Origin of the sequence: Gordonia desulfuricans NBRC 100010, assembly GCF_001485495.1 — a bacterium.
GTDB classification, from domain to species: Bacteria; Actinomycetota; Actinomycetes; order Mycobacteriales; family Mycobacteriaceae; genus Gordonia; species Gordonia desulfuricans.
Genome location: NZ_BCNF01000142.1, coordinates 1 through 19790, shown reverse-complemented (window position 1 = coordinate 19790; position 19790 = coordinate 1). Strand labels below are relative to the sequence as shown.

Annotated in this window: 17 protein-coding genes, 1 tRNA gene and 1 pseudogene; 1 reads left to right on the top strand and 18 read right to left on the bottom strand. The window is 68.9% G+C overall.

The features are described from left to right. Positions 1 to 22 precede the first annotated feature (22 nt). Positions 23 to 886, top strand: a pseudogene (locus tag GD1_RS24455) (tyrosine-type recombinase/integrase). An 80-nt stretch (positions 887 to 966) separates the two neighbouring features. Here GD1_RS24455 and GD1_RS20590 read toward each other — a convergent pair. From GD1_RS20590 to GD1_RS20505, 18 genes are all read right to left on the bottom strand, one after another. Continuing rightward, positions 967 to 1040 (bottom strand) — tRNA-Pro (locus GD1_RS20590). 84 nt (positions 1041 to 1124) lie between these two features. Further along, positions 1125 to 1388, bottom strand: a complete 264-nt coding sequence (locus tag GD1_RS20585) for a GlsB/YeaQ/YmgE family stress response membrane protein (RefSeq protein ID WP_020790072.1) — start codon at positions 1386 to 1388, stop codon at positions 1125 to 1127. A gap of 137 nt (positions 1389 to 1525) precedes the next feature. Continuing rightward, on the bottom strand, positions 1526 to 2965 hold the full coding sequence (gene der, locus GD1_RS20580) for a ribosome biogenesis GTPase Der (protein WP_053777983.1): 1440 nt from the start codon (positions 2963 to 2965) through the stop codon (positions 1526 to 1528). Between the two features lie 5 nt (positions 2966 to 2970). Next, complete coding sequence (cmk, locus tag GD1_RS20575; RefSeq protein WP_059039370.1) at positions 2971 to 3654, bottom strand: (d)CMP kinase; 684 nt, start codon at positions 3652 to 3654, stop codon at positions 2971 to 2973. Then, positions 3651 to 4661 carry a pseudouridine synthase gene (locus GD1_RS20570; RefSeq protein WP_059039369.1) on the bottom strand — a complete coding sequence of 337 codons (1011 nt, stop codon included), beginning with the start codon at positions 4659 to 4661 and terminating at the stop codon, positions 3651 to 3653. The genes cmk and GD1_RS20570 overlap by 4 nt, the downstream gene beginning before the upstream one ends. A gap of 2 nt (positions 4662 to 4663) precedes the next feature. Then, on the bottom strand, positions 4664 to 5587 hold the full coding sequence (gene scpB / locus GD1_RS20565) for an SMC-Scp complex subunit ScpB (RefSeq protein WP_238404140.1): 924 nt from the start codon (positions 5585 to 5587) through the stop codon (positions 4664 to 4666). Between the two features lie 23 nt (positions 5588 to 5610). Beyond that, entirely contained in the window at positions 5611 to 6585 is a 975-nt protein-coding gene (locus GD1_RS20560; protein WP_083534535.1) for a segregation and condensation protein A, read from the bottom strand. Further along, positions 6582 to 7484 carry a ParA family protein gene (locus GD1_RS20555; RefSeq protein WP_053777980.1) on the bottom strand — a complete coding sequence of 301 codons (903 nt, stop codon included), beginning with the start codon at positions 7482 to 7484 and terminating at the stop codon, positions 6582 to 6584. Before GD1_RS20555 ends, GD1_RS20560 begins: the two co-directional genes overlap by 4 nt. Before the next feature lie 177 nt (positions 7485 to 7661). Next, positions 7662 to 8579 (bottom strand): site-specific tyrosine recombinase XerD, encoded by a 918-nt coding sequence (gene xerD / locus GD1_RS20550; protein ID WP_059039373.1) that lies wholly within the window; start codon positions 8577 to 8579, stop codon positions 7662 to 7664. A gap of 23 nt (positions 8580 to 8602) precedes the next feature. Next, complete coding sequence (locus GD1_RS20545; protein WP_059039368.1) at positions 8603 to 9271, bottom strand: NUDIX domain-containing protein; 669 nt, start codon at positions 9269 to 9271, stop codon at positions 8603 to 8605. Next, positions 9268 to 11034, bottom strand: coding sequence for a CTP synthase (gene pyrG, locus GD1_RS20540; RefSeq protein ID WP_174519087.1), 1767 nt, complete (start codon positions 11032 to 11034; stop codon positions 9268 to 9270). Before pyrG ends, GD1_RS20545 begins: the two co-directional genes overlap by 4 nt. A gap of 158 nt (positions 11035 to 11192) precedes the next feature. Then, on the bottom strand, positions 11193 to 12110 hold the full coding sequence (locus GD1_RS20535) for a copper transporter (protein WP_053777962.1): 918 nt from the start codon (positions 12108 to 12110) through the stop codon (positions 11193 to 11195). A 3-nt stretch (positions 12111 to 12113) separates the two neighbouring features. Then, positions 12114 to 13301 carry a putative cytokinetic ring protein SteA gene (gene steA, locus GD1_RS20530; RefSeq protein WP_053777961.1) on the bottom strand — a complete coding sequence of 396 codons (1188 nt, stop codon included), beginning with the start codon at positions 13299 to 13301 and terminating at the stop codon, positions 12114 to 12116. 95 nt (positions 13302 to 13396) lie between these two features. Next, positions 13397 to 15145, bottom strand: a complete 1749-nt coding sequence (recN, locus tag GD1_RS20525; protein ID WP_059039367.1) for a DNA repair protein RecN — start codon at positions 15143 to 15145, stop codon at positions 13397 to 13399. 1 nt (position 15146) lies between these two features. After that, complete coding sequence (locus GD1_RS20520) at positions 15147 to 16193, bottom strand: NAD kinase (RefSeq protein WP_059039366.1); 1047 nt, start codon at positions 16191 to 16193, stop codon at positions 15147 to 15149. 34 nt (positions 16194 to 16227) lie between these two features. After that, positions 16228 to 17145: a TlyA family RNA methyltransferase gene (locus GD1_RS20515; protein ID WP_059039365.1), complete on the bottom strand. Its 918-nt coding sequence runs from the start codon at positions 17143 to 17145 to the stop codon at positions 16228 to 16230. Between the two features lie 11 nt (positions 17146 to 17156). Then, positions 17157 to 17426: a hypothetical protein gene (locus tag GD1_RS20510; protein WP_020791000.1), complete on the bottom strand. Its 270-nt coding sequence runs from the start codon at positions 17424 to 17426 to the stop codon at positions 17157 to 17159. A gap of 16 nt (positions 17427 to 17442) precedes the next feature. Further along, positions 17443 to 19599, bottom strand: coding sequence for an HAD-IIA family hydrolase (locus GD1_RS20505; RefSeq protein WP_059039364.1), 2157 nt, complete (start codon positions 19597 to 19599; stop codon positions 17443 to 17445). Between the last annotated feature and the right edge of the window lie 191 nt (positions 19600 to 19790).

The window sequence follows — 19790 nt, the reverse complement described above, 5'->3', positions numbered from 1 at the left end:
CCCGTAGGCTTCGAGAACCTGAATGTCGTTATCCCGGCGCTTCTACTGGGCGCCCAACTGTGCAACATCGCGGGCCGTGGCCCGGGATACGGTCGTGGTGACGATGACGAATGTTCCACCGATCAGTGCGACTAGAAGCGGTACCCACACTTTCGAGTCCATGCACGGACATTGCCGCCTGGCCGCTGCCACACTGGAGATCGCGGTCCGCGACGGGCTCCTGGCCACCAACCCGGTGGCCAAGGTCCGGCGTCCCAAGGTCACCCGATCCGAGGCCCGCCACCTGTCCACCGCCGAGGTCAAGTCCCTCCTATCCCACGCCAAGGGCTCCCGGTACTACCCGGCCGTCTTCCTCATGGCGTTCACCGGCCTACGTCGCGGGGAGGTGGCCGGACTGGCGTGGTCGGACGTGGACCTGGCCAAGGCCGAGATGACGGTCAAGCACACGCTGGGTCGGGTCGGCGGGGAACTGGTGCTCTCCGAGCCCAAGACCACCCGGTCCCGGCGTCGGGTACCGCTGGCCGCTCCCCTGGTGGCCGAACTCAAGGCCCACAAGATCCGCCAGGACGCCGAGCGCAAGACCGCGGCCAACGTCTAGACCGAGACCGGGATGGTGTTCACCACCGCTGCCGGGACGATTGTGGACCCGAGGAACATGCTCCGCGTCGTGGAGGTGGCCGCCAAGGCCGCCGGGATTGAGGACGTGGGAGCCCACACACTCCGCCACTCGGCCGCGGTCGGGCTCCTGGAGGGTGGGGCGCACATCAAGGCCGTGGCCGACATCCTGGGCCACTCCTCCATTGCGATCACCGGCCACATCTACGGGCACACCTCCGACGACGCGGCACGGTCGGCGCTGGACAACCTCGGGGCCGGTCTGTCGTGAGATCCCCGTTGGCGTATGGCGTTGGCGTACGAACGCAAAAGAGGCGGTCTCCGGTGACCGGAAACCGCCTCTGACCTGCGTCGGGCTGACAGGATTTGAACCTGCGACCACTTGACCCCCAGTCAAGTGCGCTACCAAACTGCGCCACAGCCCGTTGCCTTCCGAAGAAGGCCTAGATGACATTAGCCGACCACCCCCGTCTGGGACCAATCGGCAGGTCAGAGGCGGTTTTGGGCGCTTACTCCTGTTCGGAGGTCTGCTGATACCACTGCCAGAGTGCGGTCAAGATCACAGAACCTGCCACCGCACCGATCAGGCCGGGCCAGCTCCACCCCATTCCATGGCCGGTGACGACACTGGCGAAGACCCCGCCGAGGAATGCGCCGGCGAGTCCGGTGGCGCACGCGAGTCCCCAGTCCAGGCTGGCGCGCTTGCGGCCGAGGATGAGCTGGGCGAGGAAGCCCACGAGGATTCCGAAGACGATGATTCCGATGAGGATCATGTGGGCAGTATCACACAGCTGCCGGTGCCTGCGTTCGGGGTTGGCACAGGGTGATCCGATCGCAACGCTCCCCCGGCCGGGTGCGTGATGCACCGGACCGAGGGAGCGTCGTCGAGGGGGTATGGCCAGAGCGGCGGTCAGCGCTTGCGCCGGTCCCGCCGCTCGCGCACACGCACGTTGATCCGCACCGGCGAGCCGTCGAACTCGAACTGCTCGCGCAGACGACGTTCCAGGAAGCGGCGGTAGCCGGCCTCGAGGAACCCGGTACTGAACAGCACGAAGGTCGGCGGACGCACCGACGCCTGGGTGGCGAACAGCACGCGCGGCTGCCGACCACCGCGCAGCGGCGGCGGATTAGCGGCGATGACCTCTTTGAGCCAGGTGTTCAGCGGGCCGGTGGACACGCGCTTGTCCCACGACTCCAGCGACGACTCCAGGGCCGGCACGAGCTTCTGTACCGCGCGACCGGTCATGGCCGAGATGTTCACCCGACGCGCCCACGGGACGCGGGCGAGCTCACGGTCGATCTCCTTGTCGAGCTGGTAGCGACGGTCCTCGTCGACCAGATCCCACTTGTTGAACGCGATCACCAGGGCGCGACCGGATTCGATCACCATCGACAGCACCCGCAGGTCCTGCTCGGTGATCGGCTGCGACGCGTCGATCAGCAGGATCGCGATCTCCGCGGCGTCGATCGCCGCGCGTGTCCGCAGCGACGCGTAGTACTCGTGACCGCTGGCGGTACGCACCTTGCGGCGCAGACCGGCGGTGTCGACGAACTGCCAGGTGCTGCCGCCGAGCTCGATGAGCTCGTCGACCGGGTCGACCGTGGTGCCCGCGACATTGTCGACCACCGAACGCTCGGATCCGGCCAGCTTGTTCAGCAGCGAACTCTTGCCGACGTTCGGCTTGCCGACCAGCGCCACACGACGCGGTCCGCCGAGCTGCCCCGACACCTCACGCGGGGTGGTGGGCAGCTTCGCCAAGATCACGTCGAGAAGATCACCGGCACCACGGCCATGGGCCGCCGACACCGGATACGGTTCGCCGAGACCCAACGACCACAACGACGCGGTCTCGGCCTCCAGGCGCTCGCTGTCGACCTTGTTGGCCACGAGGATGACCGGGGTCTTGGACCGCCGGAGCACGCGCGCGACGGCCTCGTCGGTGGCGGTGGCACCCACGGTGGCATCCACCACGACGACGATCACGTCGGCGGTGTTCATCGCCCGCTCGGCCTGCGCCGCGACGGCCTGCTGCAGCCCCTTGGCGTCGGGTTCCCATCCGCCGGTGTCGACGACGCTGAACCGTCGACCCGACCACGACGCCGAGTACGACACGCGGTCGCGGGTGACACCCGGGATGTCCTCGACGACGGCCTCACGTCGGCCGAGGATGCGGTTCACCAGCGTCGACTTGCCCACGTTCGGCCGGCCGACAATGGCCACCTCGGAGACCCGCTCGAATTCCCCGAACTCGTCGAGTGCATCGAAATCACCGATTTCCCAATCGGATTCATCCGACCAGGTGCCGTCTCCGGGCAATGCGGTGATGTCGCTGGACTGCTGATCGCCGATGTCGGTCACGATGCAACTCCGATCCTCGCCCGGACCAGGTCGACCAGATGGTCGAGCACCTGCTCCAGGGTCATGTCACTGGTGTCCACCATGATCGCGTCGTCGGCCGGACGCAGCGGCGACACCGCACGGGTGGAATCGAGATGATCGCGGCGGTTCACCGCGGCGAGCACCTCGTCGAGATCACTGGGCCGGCCGGCGGCCAGATTCTGCCGATGACGACGCAGCGCGCGCGCCTCCGGGGTGGCGGTGAGGAAGATCTTCACCACCGCATCCGGGAACACCACGGTCCCGATGTCACGCCCTTCCACCACCAGCAGATCGTTCTCGGCCTGGCGGCGCTGCAGGTCCACGAGTTTGGTGCGGACCGCCGGGATCGCCGACACCGCAGACACATTCGCGGTCACCTCGTCGGTGCGGATCGGCCCGGACACGTCCTCGCCGTCGAGCAGCACCCGTGACGCACCGGTCCCGGTGGGCTGCAAGACGATGTCGGCGGCATCCACCACGGCGGTCACCGCATCGGCGTCGTCGGCGGGCACTCCGGCCCGCAACACCGCGAGGGTCGCCGCCCGGTACATCGCACCGGTGTCGAGATAGTGGGCACCGACCTTGTCGCCCAACAGCTTCGAGATGGTCGACTTACCGGTCCCGGCGGGACCGTCGATGGCGATCACGCCGGCGTTCACAGACCGACCGCCTTGTACAGCGCACCCACCTCGTCGCGCCCGAGCACACGCAGGCTGCCCGGCCGCTGCTCGCCGAGGGTGACGGTGCCGATGTGCGTGCGCACCAGCGCCTGGACCGGATGTCCGACGGCCTCCATCAGGCGGCGCACGATCCGGTTGCGGCCCTCGTGCAGGGTGATCCGGACCTGAGACTGTCCCTCGTGCACGGCCAGCACGGTGAAGCTGTCCACCGAGACCGGACCGTCCTCGAGTTCCACACCCTCACGCAGGGTGCGGCCCAGGTTGCGCAGCACCTCACCACGCACGGTGGCGATGTAGGTCTTGGGCACCTCGTACGAGGGGTGCATCAGACGATGGGCCAGCTCGCCGTCGTTGGTCAGCAGCAGCAGACCCTCGGTGTCGGCGTCGAGGCGGCCGACGTGGAACAGGCGCTGGCCCGCCATCACGCGCTCGGCGACGATGTCACCGACGCAGGGACGGCCCTGGTCGTCGGACATGGTCGACTGCCAGCCCTTGGGCTTGTTCAGTGCCAGGTACTGACGGGTCTCGTCGATGATGACGCGGGCACCGTCGACGCGGATCACCGCGGTGTCGGGGTCGATCCGCAGGCCCTGTTCGGTGACGATCTCGCCGTCCACCTCGACGCGACCGGCGGCGATCATCTCCTCGGCGCCACGCCGCGAGGCCACGCCGGCCTGGGCGAGCACCTTCTGCAACCGGACGCCGTCGGCGACGTAGGTCGCACCACCGTCGTCGGTGCCGGCGGACACCGTCTGGTGCCGAGCGGGCTTCGCATTGTTGAGCCGAATGCGTCCGGCGTTCACATCAGGCTGTGAACTGCCCTTACGATGCCTCTTCTTGCCCCGGTGCTCGGCCCCACCGACGCCGGCGGCGCCTCGGTGCGTGGGCTTCTTGCCGGTGCGTTTGGGCTGACCCGCCCCGCTCTTCGCGGTGGGTTTGCCTCGCTTGCGCGGTCCCGGTGTGCCATCTCGGCCAGCGGTTGCCATGTTCAGTCCTGTATGTCGGGGGTATCTGATCGGGCCCCGGCCGACGATCCGTCGTCCGACGCCCCCTCCGAGTCTGACGCTTTGCCCGCGAGTTTGGCGAATCGGGGATCGGCGAGCAGTTCCTCGTCGAGGTCGTCGATGAGGTCGACGTCGGGCAGCAGCGGTGCCAGATCGGGCAGCTCGGACAGTGACGCCAGCCCGAGTCGTTCGAGGAACAGGTCGGTGGTGCCGTAGGTGGTTGCGGTGGTCTGCGGCTCGGTGCCCACCTCGTTGATCAGGCCACGGGCGACCAGTGTGCGGATCACGCCGTCGACGTTGACACCGCGGATCGCGCTCACCCGGGCACGGGTGACCGGCTGGCGGTAGGCCACCACCGCGAGTGTCTCGAGCGCGGCACGGGTGAGCTTGGACCGTGCACCGTCGAGAAGGAGACGTTCGACATAGGGGGCGTAGTCGGTGCGGGTGTAGAAGCGCCAGCCATCCCCGGCGAAGCGCAGGTCGATGCCGCTGCCCCGTTCGGTGAGCTCCGACGACATCCGGTTGAGCATGTCGGTGACCCGGCGCTTGTCGGAGTCGACGGCGCTCGCCAGCTCGTCGGAGGTGGCCGGGGTGTCGACGACGAGCAGCACCGCCTCCAGCGCCGCCCGCAGCGACGCGTCGTCGAGGGCGATCTCGGCGGCCTCCCCCGGCTCGTCGAGTACCGCGGTGTCCTCCAGGACCACCGGCGGCTCGGAAACGACCGGTGTCTCCGGCTCGGCAGGGATATCGGGCTCGGCAGGGATATCGGGCTCGGCAGGGACACCGGGCTCGGCAGGGATGTCAGGTTCTGCGGAGTCGGCGGTGTCGGCGGTGTCGGCGCGCGCCGGCTCGCCGGCATCCGGCTCGCCGGCAACCAGGTCGCCGGCGCTCGATACCGGGTCGTCCATCTCGGGGACCTCGTCGGTCTCGCTCACTCGTAGTCCTCCTCGGCCCGCTCGAAACTCAACTCTCCGGGGGCGCGTTCCCCGGACCAGCTCACGCGCAGATTCCCCAGCGCCTCCGGCTGATCGAAGGAGATCGCCCGCTCCCGGAACAACTCCAGCAGTCCCAGGAAGCTGCCCACCACCTCGAGCCCGGTGGCACAGTCGGCGGTGAGCTGCCGGAAGGTCAGCCAGTCATCGGGGGCTGCACTGAGCAGCGCCGCCATCCGGCGGGCCTGCCCCGGCACCGACACCTGGTGCACGTCGTGCAGGTGGTCGAGACCCACGGTCGGGACCGGCCGCGGACGCATCGCCGCGACGGCCACCTGGGCGAACCCGTCGGCGTCGACGCCGAGTTGTACCTCCGGCAGCAGGTCGGCGTAGCGGTCCTCCAACGACACCGAGCGCGGATAGCGCTGCAGGGCGGCGGCCTCGAGCTCGCCGAACAACGCCGCCACCTGTTTGTAGGCGCGGTACTGCAGCAACCGCGCGAACAGCAGGTCTCGGGCCTCCAGCAGGGCGAGATCCTCGGGATCGTCCACTTCGCCGGACGGCAGCAGTCGCGCCGCCTTGAGGTCGAGCAGGGTCGCGGCGACGACGAGGAACTCGGTGGTCTGCTCCAGGCCGAGTTCCGGCCCCATCTGTTTGGTGTAGGCGATGAAGTCGTCGGTGACCTCGTGCAACGCCACCTCGGTGACGTCCATCCGATGCTGGCTGATCAGGTTCAGCAGCAGATCGAAGGGCCCCTCGAAGTTCTTGAGTTTGACCCGGAATCCGGTCTCCTCGGCACCCTTGTGCGCCGATTCACCGTCGGCGGTCGCCGTCGGGGTATGGGTTCCCCCGGTGACCGCAGCGTCGCCCGGCGGCACGGCATCTCCCGACGGCGCTGAACCGTCTGCCGGGATACCGTCTGCCGGAATGTCGGCCGGGACGTCGGGAACCTCGTCGGTGGCCGGTTCGGTCATGCCTGCTTGACGTTGCGCGCGATCACCTCACGCGCCAGGGCACGGTATGCCTCGGCGCCGGCGGACTTGGGCGCCCACGATGTGATCGGTTCACCGGCGACGCTCGTCTCCGGGAACCGGACGGTCCGGGAGACGACGGTGTCGTACACCTTCTCGCCGAACACCTCGACCACGCGCGCCATCACCTCACGCGAATGCAGGGTGCGGGCGTCGAACATGGTGACCAGGATTCCGCCGACGTCGAGCCGCGGGTTGAGACGGTCGTGCACCTTTTCGATGGTGTCGTTGAGCAGCGCCAGCCCACGCAGGCTGAAGTACTCACACTCCATCGGGATCAGGACGGTGTCCGAGCAGGCCAGGGCGTTGACGGTGAGCAGCCCCAGCGAGGGCTGGCAGTCGATCAGCACCACGTCGTAGCGGTCGAGTACCGGATGCAATGCCCGGCCGAGGGCCTGTTCGCGGCCCACCTCGGTGACCAGCTGGATCTCCGCCGCCGACAGGTCGATGTTGCTCGGCAGCAGGTCGAGCCCGTCCACCCGGGTGCGCATCAGGACGTCGTCGGTGGCCGCATGCGGCGGCACCAGCAGGTTGTAGACGGTCTCGTCCAGCTCGTGATGAGGCACACCCAGTCCCGCCGAGAGCGCTCCCTGCGGATCGAGATCCACCAGCAGCACCCGACGGCCGTACTCGGCGAGCGCGGCTCCCAGGTTGATCGTCGACGTCGTCTTGCCGACGCCGCCCTTCTGGTTACACACCGCGATCACGGTGGCGGGGCCGTGACGCTCGAGCGGAGTGGGGACCGGCACCGCACGGTACGGCCGGCCGGTCGGCCCGATCTCGGCTTTCGGAGCTGTCTGACCAGCTTTTTCGGTCTCGTCGACACCGGTGTTCGTGGGCACCTCCAGGCGATACTGATCATCGAGACGGAACTGATCGTCGCCGGAGACGCCGTCCTGCCGTGTGGTCGGAATGCTCACAGGTGCGACGCCCCTTTCTCTGCCGGTTGTCGACGACTCGTCTCGAACCCTTGTGTCAGCCTAGTGCGTTGGCGCCGGGAACCGGCGGAGCATCGCCGTTCACCGTGCCCGCGGATGGGCAGTGGCGTAGACCTCACGCATCGTGTTGACCGTGACCAGGGTGTAGACCTGCGTGGTGGTCACCGATGCGTGCCCGAGCAGTTCCTGCACCACCCGGACGTCGGCGCCGCCGTCGAGCAGGTGGGTGGCAAAGCTGTGCCGCAGGGTGTGCGGGGAGACGCTCTGCTCGAGTCCGGCGCGTTCGGCCGCCCCGGCGAGTACCTGCCAGGCCCCCTGCCGGGTGAGCCGGCCCCCGCGGGCGTTGAGGAACATCGCCGGCGTCGCGCGGGAGATCAACGAGGGCCGGCCCCGCACCAGGTAGGCGTCGAGTGCCTCCACCGCCGGACCGCCGATCGGCACCAGGCGTTCCTTGCCGCCCTTGCCGTGCAACCGCACCGCACGCAGTTCGGTGTCGATGTCGTCGACGTCGAGCCCGGTGGCCTCGGAGATGCGGGCCCCGCAGCTGTAGAGCAGTTCGAGCAGAGCCCGATCCCGCAGGGCGCGTGGATGATCTCCGGCGCCCGCGGTCTCCAGGATGCGCACCACGTCGGCCACCGGCAGCGCCTTGGGCAGGCGCCGGGCGGGTGCCGGTGGCCGCACCCCGTGCGCCACGTCGTCGACGACGATTCCCTCGGCGGCGGCGAACTTGTGAAAACCTCTGGTGGCCACCAGGGTTCGCGCCACCGAGCTGTCGGCGAGCGGATCGTGGCCGGCGTCGGGATCACCGCGGCGCAATGCCACCAGGAACTCCCGGACGTCGGCCTCGGACACCTCGTCGAGCCCGTCGATCCGACGGTCGGCGAGGTAGCGCCGATACCGTTCGAGGTCGCGCCCGTAGGACGCCAGGGTGTTGGCCGCGACGCCCCGCTCGACGGTGAGATGGTCCAGATAACGCGCAACCGCATCGTCGATGCTCACGCGCGCACCCGTGGACACTCCCCTCACCCGCCGGTCGGATCCGAGCCCTCGCGGGCCTTTCGGGCGCGCAGGGCACCCGGCTCGTCCGGCCAGGGCGCCGACACCTCACGCAACGGGGCGGCGCCGCGATCGGCGGCCGCGGCCGCCAACACCCCGGCGACCGCCGTCGCGTTGACGATCTCCCCGGCGAACACCTTGGCCACCGCGTCGTCGAGGTGCACCCACTCCACGGCCATGTCGGCCTCTTCGTCGGTGCGTTCGGCCGCGGCCAGTGATGTCAGGTCGGTGGCGAGATACAGACGCAGCGCCTCGTCGGTGAAACCGGGCGAGAGCGTCAGGTCGACCAGTACCCGCCAGTGCCCGGCCGCGAGGTCGGTCTCCTCGGCCAGCTCGCGGCGTGCCGCGTCCACCGGCGACTCCCCGCCGGACTGGTCGAGCAGTCCGGCGGGCAGTTCGAGCAGACGCCGTCCCACCGGGTGGCGGTACTGACGGACCATCGCGATCCGTCCGTGCGCGTCACGGGCGACGACGGCCACCGCACCGTAGTGTTCGACCACTTCCCGTTCGGCGATCCGGCCGCCGGGCATCTCGACGTCGTCGACGCGCAGCGCCAGGATCGCGCCGGTGTACACCGTGCGCGAGTCGTGGACATCGAACCCGTGCGTGCCGGGGCCGGACGGTGCGTCGGTCAATCCTGTTCGCCCTCCTCGGCGGCGGCCACCGCAGCCACCTCGACGACGGCATCCGGGGCGGCATCCGACGGATCGAACTCACCGAGATCAACCGGAAGACGTTCGGCTGCCTTGTATTTCAGCGATGCATCGATGAAGTCGCGGAACAGCGGATGCGGGCGGGTGGGCCGGCTCTTGAGCTCCGGGTGGGCCTGTGTGCCCACCAGGAACGGGTGCACCGAGGCGGGGTACTCGACGAACTCCACCAGATGTCCGTCCGGCGAGGTGCCGGAGAACTGCAGACCCGACTCGGCGATCTTGTCGCGGTAGGCGTTGTTGACCTCGTAGCGGTGGCGGTGACGCTCGGAGACGTCGGTGGTGCCGTATGCCTTGGCCACCAGCGAACCCTTGGTGAGCTTCGCCGGGTAGGCGCCCAGTCGCATGGTGCCGCCCAGATCGGCCTCACCGGACACGGCGTCCTGCTGATCGGCCATGGTCGAGATCACCGGGTGCGGGGTGTCCGGGTCGAACTCGTCGGAGCTCGCGTCGGTCAGACCCACCGACCGGGCCGCCTCGATCACGATGCACTGCAGGCCCAGGCACAGCCCCAGCAGCGGGATGCCGCGGCGACGGGCATAGGAGATCGCACCGAGCTTGCCCTCGATGCCGCGGATACCGAAGCCGCCGGGCACCAGGATGCCGTCGACGTCGGACAGCGCAGCCTGCGCACCGGCCTCGGTGGCGCACTCGTCGGAGGGCACCCACTTGATCTCGGCACGCGCACGCCAGGCGAAGCCGCCGGCGCGGATCGCCTCGGTCACCGACAGGTAGGCGTCGGGCAGGTCGACGTACTTGCCGACGAGCGCGATCCGCACGGTCTCGCGCGGGTCGTGCACGCGGTGCAGCAGCTCGCCCCACTCGGTCCAGTCGACGTCACGGAACGGCAGACCCAGCTTGCGCACCACGTAGGCGTCGAGCTGCTCGCTGTGCAGCACCTTGGGGATGTCGTAGATCGACGGCGCGTCCGGGGTGGAGATGACGCCTTCGACGTCGACGTCGCACATCAGCGCGATCTTCTTCTTCAGCCCCTCCGGCACGTCCCGGTCGCAGCGCAGGATCAGCGCGTCGGGCTGGATGCCGACGTTGCGCAGCGCGGCCACCGAATGCTGGGTCGGCTTGGTCTTCAGCTCCCCCGACGGCGCCAGGTAGGGCACCAGTGAGACGTGCAGGAAGAAGATGTTGTCGCGGCCGACGTCGTGGCGGATCTGACGGGCGGCCTCGATGAACGGCAGCGACTCGATGTCGCCGACGGTGCCCCCGATCTCGGTGATCACCACATCCGGGGCGTGCCCGTCGGCGTCGGGCTCACGCATCGCGAGCACCCGCGACTTGAGTTCGTCGGTGATGTGCGGGATCACCTGCACGGTCTCACCGAGGTACTCGCCGCGCCGCTCCTTGGCGATGACGGTCGAATACACCTGTCCGGTGGTCACATTCGCCGACTGCGAGAGGTTGCGGTCGAGGAACCGCTCATAGTGTCCGACGTCGAGGTCGGTCTCGGCACCGTCCTCGGTGACGAACACCTCGCCGTGCTGGAACGGATTCATCGTTCCCGGATCGACGTTCAGATACGGATCGAGCTTCTGCATCGTCACGCGGAGGCCACGTGCGGTCAGTAGCTGCCCAAGGCTTGAGGCGGTCAGCCCCTTGCCGAGTGACGAGGCCACACCGCCTGTGACAAAAATATGCTTCGTGTCAGTGTTGACATGGCGAAGAGGTCGCAAAAGAAAGTCTCCCGTCGGCCGGATCAGGTCCTGAAAGCCTGCTCACCTACGGGACTCCAGCCTAACACCACCGACCCGGTTCCCTTGCCACCACACCGAGATCGGCGGCATGGGATACGTGGGGTGCGCCACTCTCCGGGTCGGCGGACCGAAGCCGATCAGGCTCCGACGGTGATCGCGGTGGCACCGGCACCGGTGCCATAAGCCCCGGTCTTGCCGTCGCTTTCCTGGTTGAGCACCAGCACCGTGGTGATCAGACCGGTCTGCTGATCGACGTCGTCGACGGTCGACACCGCGTTGCGCAACGCCGGGTCGGAGCGGATCACCGCGATCGGTGAGCCGCCACCGGCCGAGCCGGTACGGCCGACGAAGGCGCCGCCCTGGGCGCGGGCGGTCATCGCCGCGGCGAGGCGTGCGGTGACCTGTCCCTGGGCGCCGGAATCGGTCGGGAGCGCATCACCGGAGACGAACACGACCAGATCGGCCGGTTTGATCGCGTTGTCGACGTAGCTGATGAACCCGCCCTCGCGCAGGGTCTGCAATGCGGTGGTGCGGTCGTTCGTCGCGGCCGCCGGCTGACCCGCACGGTGCAGCAGTACCGTGCCGAGCAGATCACCGGCCCGCCCGCCGGAGTCGACGAGTTCGGTGCGCAGCGTGGCGCCGGCCGGGATGGTCTGGTCGACGATGGTGCGCAACTGTTCGGACTTGTCGTCGCGGATCAGGGTGTCGGTGAGGCCGATCTGCCCCCCGAAGGCCCCACCGGCGGCGGAGATCGACTCCTTGACCGCGGTGATGTCGGAGTCGGCGGCGTTCGGCGTGGTGACCACCAGGACCGTCTGACCGCGCAGCTGACCGGCGATCACCCGGGGGGCGATCGCGGCGTCGAAGCTGTTGGCGGCATTGACCTGATCGTTGAGGGCATCGCGCTCGCGCTCGAGGTCCCCGATCCGGTCACGACTGGTCCCGGTCAGCGAGTTCATCCGGTCACCGACAAAACCCGACCCCAGGAACAGCCCCAGGGCCAGTGCCAGGAACACCGCCACCAGTGAGATGACGTGCTGGCGAATCGTGATCATGCGTTACCTGTTCCAGACTCCCCGAACCCACTCGACGAGCTGGTTCCATTGCGCGACAATCCAGTCGGTGACGTCGGCACCGGCACTCGACAGCATCACCGCGGCGATCACGGCGACCAGTGCGGCCAGGACGACACAGGCGATCGCCGCGCCGGACACCCGGCTGCGGTACAGCGTCGCCACGGCCTTGGCGTCCACCAGTTTGGGGCCCACCTTGAGTCGGGTGAGGAAGGTCGACGGCGCACTCTCCCGCCGGGAACGGTCGAAGAAGTCGTCGAGGCTGCCGCCGTAGCCGACGGTGACGATCAGATCGGCGCCATGGAAGTCGGCCAGCAGCAGGGCGAGGTCGCCGGCGGATCCGGCCGCCGGGAAGGTGGTGGCACCGATGCCGAGGTCCTGGATGCGTTCGAGCCCGGGGGCGTGGCCGTCGGTGTCGGCGGGCAGCACCACCTGCGCACCGCACTTGAGGGTGGCGGCCTTCATGTCGTCGGGGTCGCCGACGATCACCGCAGGCTTGTAGCCGGCCTTGACCAGGGTGTCGGCACCCGCGCCGACGCCCACCAGCACCGGCGCGTACTCCTTGATGAACGGCTTGAGCGACTTGAGATCGGCGGCGTGGTCGAGCCCGTCGGCTACCACCACGACATGCTTGCCGACCAGCGAGACGTCGATGTCGGGCACGCCGACACCGTCGACCAGCAGCGGCGATTCACTGCGGATGAACTCGATCGTGTTGCCGGAGAACGCCTCCAGGTGATCGACGAGGCCGGTCTTGGCGTCGATCATCATGCTCGCGATGTCGGGTTCGTCGAGGGTGATGCCCTTGGCCAGGCGCCGCTCGCCGACGAAGATGCGGTCGTCGTGCAGGCGGATCTTGGCACCGTCCTTGACCCGCTTGAACACCTCGGTGCCGACCTCGTCGAGCAGCACGATGCCCGACGCGACCAGCACCTCGGGACCGAGGTTGGGATAGCGGCCACTGATCGACGACGACGCGTTGACCACGGCGACCACATTGGCCGCCACCAACGCGTCGGCGGTCACCCGGTCGAGGTCGACCTCGTCGAGGATCGCGATGTCCCCGGGCCCGACCCGTTCCAGCAGACGTTTGGTGTTCTTGTCGATTCTGGCGACTCCGATGACGCCAGGCAGTTCTTCGGTGTTCCGCGCGAGCAGTGCAGGCATCTTCATGCCCGCAATGATCAGCTCATCGCGACGGCAAACCCAGGAGGCGCGCCGTAACACACGCAACTTTTGTCACAGGCATCCCATCCAGAACTTGAGTCTCAGGAGTCTTTTTCTCCCTCAGCAGTACTCAGGAGTTCCTCGGCGTGCGCCTTGCCGGTGTCGGATTCGCCCAGGCCGGCGAGCATCCGGGCCAGCTCGGCGATCCGCTCGTCGCGGTCGAGGGCGCGGACGGTGCTGGTCTGCGCGGCGCCCTTTCCGGAATGTTTGCCGATCACCAGATGGTTGTCGGCAAAGGCCGCCACCTGCGGCAGATGGGTCACCACGATCACCTGATGGGCGCGCGCCAGTCGTGCCAGGCGCCGTCCGATCTCCACCGCCGCACGACCGCCGACACCGGCGTCGACCTCGTCGAAGACCATCGCCGAACCCGAAGTCGGTTCGGCCAGAACCACTTCCAATGCCAGCATCACGCGCGAGAGCTCACCGCCGGACGCCGAGGTGGCGATCGGCAGCGGCCGGGCGCCCTTGTGCGGCACCAGCGCGAACTCGATCCGGTCGGCGCCGTCGGACCCCGCATGCGCGGGTTTGTCACCCACGGTGATGGTCAACCGGTCGTCGGCGCCCGGGGCCTCGAGTGCGACGTCGACGGCCAGGGTCGCATCCCCCATCGCCAGACCGGCCAGCTCCTTGGACACCTTCGATGCCATCGACGACGCCGCCTTGGCCCGGACGGTGTGCAGCTTGCCGGCAGCCTCGGCGACGGCGGTGCGCGCGATCTCCGAGCGTCGTTCGAGCTCGTCGATACTCGCCTGCGGGTCGTCGATCTGGGCGAGTCGCTCGGTGGACTCGTCCCGCCACGCGATCACACCGTCGATGTCGGGGGCGTACTTGCGCACCAGCGACTTGAGCTCGCCCTGACGGCTCAGCAACTGGTCGAGGGCGTCGGCATCACCGGGCAGCCCGGACAGGAAGTCGGTGAGCTCGGCGCCGATGTCGGTGACGACGGTCAGCGCCTCGCCGACGCGGCCGGCCAGTCGTTGCAGTTCGGCATCGGCGGCGCCCTCCAGGAGTGAGCGCACCTGCCCGAGTCCCTCGATCACCGATCCGGCGTCCCCGGCGATGACGTCCTGCGATCCGGCCGCGGCGGACCGGATCGATTCGAGGTCGCTCAGCCGTCGGATGGTGTCGGCGAGTTCCTCGTCCTCCCCCTGCTGGGGGTTCACCGCGTTGATCTCGTCGATGCCGAACCGCAGCCGGTCGGCCTCCTGCGCGAGATCGCGTGAGTTGGCGCGCAGGGCGTCGAGCTCGTCGAGGATGGTGACCCACTGTTCGCGGGCCTTGCGGTAGGCGGTCAGCGCGTTCTGTGCCCGACTGCCCGCGAAGGTGTCCAGGGCCGCGCGCTGACGTTCCGGACGCAGCAGGCGCAGCTGGTCGTTCTGTCCGTGGACGGTGAGCACCGAGCTGACCAGCTTGCCCAGCACACCGACCGGCACCGACCGTCCACCCAGGTGGGCGCGGGATCGGCCGTCGGCGCCGACCGTGCGGATCGCGATGACGGTGCCGTCCTCGTCGAGTTCGGCGCCGCTGGACTCGACGAGTTCGGCGATGTCGGCCGACAGCTCACCGTCGGCGCCGACCACCCGGAATCGGCCCTCGACGGTCGCCTTGGGACTGCCCGAACGCACCCGCCCGGCGTCGGCACGCCCACCCGACAGCAACCGCAGGCTGGTCACGATCATGGTCTTGCCGGCACCGGTCTCACCGGTCAGCGCGGTGAATCCGGCGGGGAACGACGCGGACGCGGAGTCGATGACGCCGAGTCCCGCGATCGACAGTTCTTCGAGCACGCTAGGTCTGCCTCCCCCGCCAGCCGGTCACCGGCAGATCGAATTTGCGCACCAGACGATCGGCGAACGGATCGGAATCGATCCGTACCCATTGCACCGAGCGGTCGCTGCGGACCACCTCCACCCGCGCCCCGGCCGGGACGTCGAGTCGCCGGCGACCGTCACACAGCGCCACCGCGGCCCGCCCGAGTTTGTCCACCTCGACCGCGATCCGCGATCGGGGGCTGGTCACCATCGGGCGCGCGAACAGCGCATGGGCATTGCTCGGCACCACCAGGATGGCCTCGAGATCGGGCCACATCACCGGGCCGCCCGCGGAGAACGCGTATGCGGTCGAGCCGGTCGGGGTGGACACCAGCACACCGTCGGCGCCGAACGCCGACACCGGCCGGCCGTCGACCTCGGTGACCAGCTCGAGTACCCCGGTGTTGGTGCGGTTGAGGATGGCGACCTCGTTGAGCGCCCAGCTGCGGAGTTGTTCACGCTCCGGCCGGGCGGGGTCGATGACGGTGACGTCGAGGGTCATACGGTGCTCGATGCGGTAGTCGCGATCGATCAGCTGACTCATCACCTCGTCGACGCGGTGGGCCTCGGCCTCGGCCAGGAACCCGATGTGTCCGAGATTGATCCCGAGGACCGGCACCCCGGCCGGATAGGCGAGTTCGGCGGCCCGCAGGAACGTGCCGTCGCCACCGAGCACGATGACGATCTCGCAGCCCTCGGCCGACTCGGCATCACCTTCGGTGACCTCCACGTCGACGCCGATCCGACGCAGCTGGTCCGGGTCGACCGGATTGCGGGTCTGCCGAACCGGCGCCCCGGGCAGTCCCGCCGACTGCGGATAGGCGCGGGCCTCGCTCTCCGGATCGGGATCGGGCTGGATGTCGTGATCGACCACCCGCAGGGTCACACCCGCCTCGGCACAGTGCCGGGCGATGGACGCGATGGTCTCGGTCACGACCTCCCGACCGGTGTGGGCAACCACGAGGAACTCCCGATGGTCGGTGCCGGATGCCGGTCGGGCCTCCGCTACCGATGCGTTGTCCACAGACTTCCCTTCGTCGTAGGCGGTCGTCTCCGGATCAGGCGGGGCCGTCGGCGACGGCCTGCCGGATCATCGCGAGCGTCTCCGGTTCCACTGCGGCGGTGTCGAGCACCCCCGGATCGCGGTGATCGTCCGCGCGATGATCGTCATCGCCTTCCCCGAGACCGGTACTGACGATAGCCTCCGATTCCGACAGTTCGCCGTCCGGCCGTCGCAACCAGAGGAAGTACTCCACGTTGCCCGACGGTCCCGGCAGCGGGCTGGCGGTGACGCCCCGCAACTGCAGGCCGAGTCGTCGTGCCTCGGCGACGACCTTGGCGACCGCGGCCACCCGTAGTTCCGGATCGCGCACCACACCACCGGCGCCCACACGTTCCTTGCCGACCTCGAACTGCGGTTTGACCATGGGGACCAGATCGGCCCCCGGCCACACGCATGCGACAAAGGCCGGCAGCACCAACGACAGCGAGATGAACGACAGGTCGGCGACCACGAGGTCGACCTCACCGCCGATGTCGGCGGCGTTCAGGTGTCGGACGTTGGTGCGGTCGTGGACGTCCACGCGGGGGTCGTTCTGCAGCCGCCAGATCAGCTGGCCGTAGCCGACGTCGACGGCGACGATCTCCCGCGCGTCACGGCGCAGCAGCACATCGGTGAACCCACCGGTGGACGCCCCGGCATCCAGGCAGCGTCGGCCGCCGACGGTGAGGCCCTGCGGCTCGAACGCCTCGAGCGCACCGAGCAGTTTGTGGGCGCCCCGCGATGCCCAGTCGTCCTTGGCGGCGTCGTCGATCAGGACGATCGGGGTGTCCTTGCCGACGTTGGTCGCAGGTTTGGTCGCAACCACCCCGTTGACCTTGACCATGCCGCCGTCGACCAGCTCACGCGCCTGTTCGCGGGAGCGCGCCAGTCCACGTCGGACCAGTTCGGCATCCAGCCGGGCTCGCGCCGCCACTCAGCTACTCCTCATCGACGATCCAGTTCGGACAGGGTGGAGGTCAGCACGTCGTGGGCCTCCTCGAGCAGGTTGGTCTGCCGGGCCAGGGCGACGAGGTCGAAGCTCTCGCCGGACCCCGACTCGGTCTGTTCCGACCTGATCTGGTCGACCTGGTCGAGCAACTCCCGCACCCGGGCGGTCACCGTGGTGGCCAGCTCGGGGTCGATCTGGTGCACACCGGGTCCGGTCGGCCGCGAACCCGGCATCATCTGCGGGTTCGGACGGGGCGGAGTGGTCATGCGGTCCTCCCTGACGTCAGCGTTCGGACACCACGCCGAGTGCGGTCAGCGCCGCACCGGTCGACTCGTCGGATCCGACGACGATCAGCTCGGTCAGATCCACCGCGCCGGCATCGGCGAGCGCCCACACCGCAGCGGCCAGGGCCGGGAGCATCGACGTCGGGTCGGCCTTCGGTCCGGCCGACTCGATGGTGATGGTGTTCTTCTCGGCGCGGACCGCCCAGTCGGCGTTCGGCGCGATGCGCGCGCACTCCACCGGGGTCAGCAGACCGGCCAGATCGGCGGTGACGAAGGTCGGCCGTTGCTCCGGCGGGGCGTTCAGCAGATCCGACGCGGTGCTGACACCGGTGAGCACGAGCAGGCTGTCGAGGCCCACCGCATGCGCACCCTGGATGTCGGTGTCGAGGCGGTCGCCGATGACGAGCGGGGCGTCGGCACCGCTGCGTGCGATCGCATCGGCCATCAAGGGGGCGGCGGGCTTGCCGGCCACCAGCGGTTCCTGACCGGTCGCGTTGGCGACCGCGGCGACCAGCGAGCCGTTACCGACCAGCAGTCCACGCTCCGACGGCAGGGTCGCGTCGACGTTGGTGGCGATCCACAGCGCCCCGGCCCGGATGGCCAGGGCCGCCTCCGACAGCTCGGCCCAGCCGGTATCCGGGGAGTAGCCCTGGATCACCGCCGCCGGCCGGTCGTCGGCGCTGCGGGTCACCGCGATCCCGACCTCACGAACCTCCTGCACCAGTCCCTCGGAACCGAGAACCAGTGCGCGCGAACCGGGTTCGAGATGCTCGGCGAGCAATCGCGCGCCGCTCTGCGCACTCGTCACCACCTGCTCGGGCGTGGCGGTGAAGCCCAGCTCGGTGAGGTGCTCGGCGACGGCATCGGGGCGGCGGCTCGCATTGTTGGTGACGAAGAACGTCGGCAGATCCAGCCGCTCGAGGGTCTCGGCCGCGTTGGGCACCGGGCTGTGCCCGGCGAAGACCGTCCCGTCGAGATCCAGCAGCAGTGCGTCGTATCCGGCGACGAGCGAACCCGACGGTGGACGCCGCGACTTCCGGGTCGAACGCACCGGCTCAGGGGCGGCTTCGACCACCGGTTCTGCGGCAACCTCACGCACCGGCTCTGCGGCCGGTTCGGGTACCACGACATCGGCTGTCTCGGCAGCAACAGGCTTGGTCTCAACGGGCTCGGCGGCAACAGGCTTCGTCACGACTGGCTCGCTGACAACGGGCTCAGCCGCTACAGGCTCGGCCACCGCAGGCTCCGGCTCCGCCACCACCCGCGCGGGCGTCTGCGGTTCGGGAGATGCTGGTGCCGGCTCTGCCACGACGCTGTCGGCTGCCGGTGCCGCGGCAACGTCCTCGTCTGCGGCGTCGGACTCGACTCCGTCGAGATCAGGAGTGCCGCCAGAGAGCTCCATGAGACGGAACTCGGCGTCGGTGGCGTCCTCGACGTCGGCGGATGCGGCGTTCATGAACCAGGTGAGGGCGTCGTCGGCACGGCCGGCGGCCTCGAGTGCGGCTGCGTACGCGTAGAAGAGACGAGCAGCGGTGGTTCCGGTACGCGCCGGTGAGAGATCCTCACGTTGCAGGGTGACGATCGCCTTCTGCGGCTCACCGAGATCCATGCGGGCGCCGGCTTCGACGATCCGCATCTCGGTGGCCTCTTCACCCGCGAGTTGCCGTCCCTCGTCGCTGCGGGCGATCTCGATGGCGCGGTCGGGGCGTCCCAGGCCGCGCTCTGCGTCGGCGATCAGCGGGAGCAGCGCAGCACTGCCGGTGATCCTGCGTGCGGCCCGAAGCTCGGAGATGGCCTCCTGCCACTCTCCCGCGGAGTAGGCGGCAATCCCGGCGGTCTCACGGACCACGCCGACCCGTGTGGCCCGACGACGCGCTGCACGTGCATGTGCAAGGGCCAGCATCGGGTCCTCGTCCAGAAGCTGGGTCACCATCACCAGATGCCGGGCAACGATCTCGGCCGTGGCCTTGTCCAGCGTCAGGAGGTCGCGACGGACTGCACCATCGAGATCCGATGCCGCCACGTCAACGGGTAATTGCGGCTCATCGGCGCGCGGCTCCGGCCTACTGGTTCGTTCGGGCCTGCCCGAGGAGCGTTGCGGTCGTCCGGACGACCGTTCCGGTCGCCGGCCCCGATTGCGATCGCGATCGTTCATGCCTGCCAATCTATGCCCTCCACACTCGCCTCGCCGACACCACCCACGCGCCGAACCCCACTCATTCTGTGCCTCACCCATTCCGCGTCGAGGATCCGTCGTCGAATCGCGGAAAACGGCTCATCCCCGGTCATCACGTCAGCCACATTCGGACCTGAAACCAGGGGAAGGTTCGGATGTCCAGAAGCCCG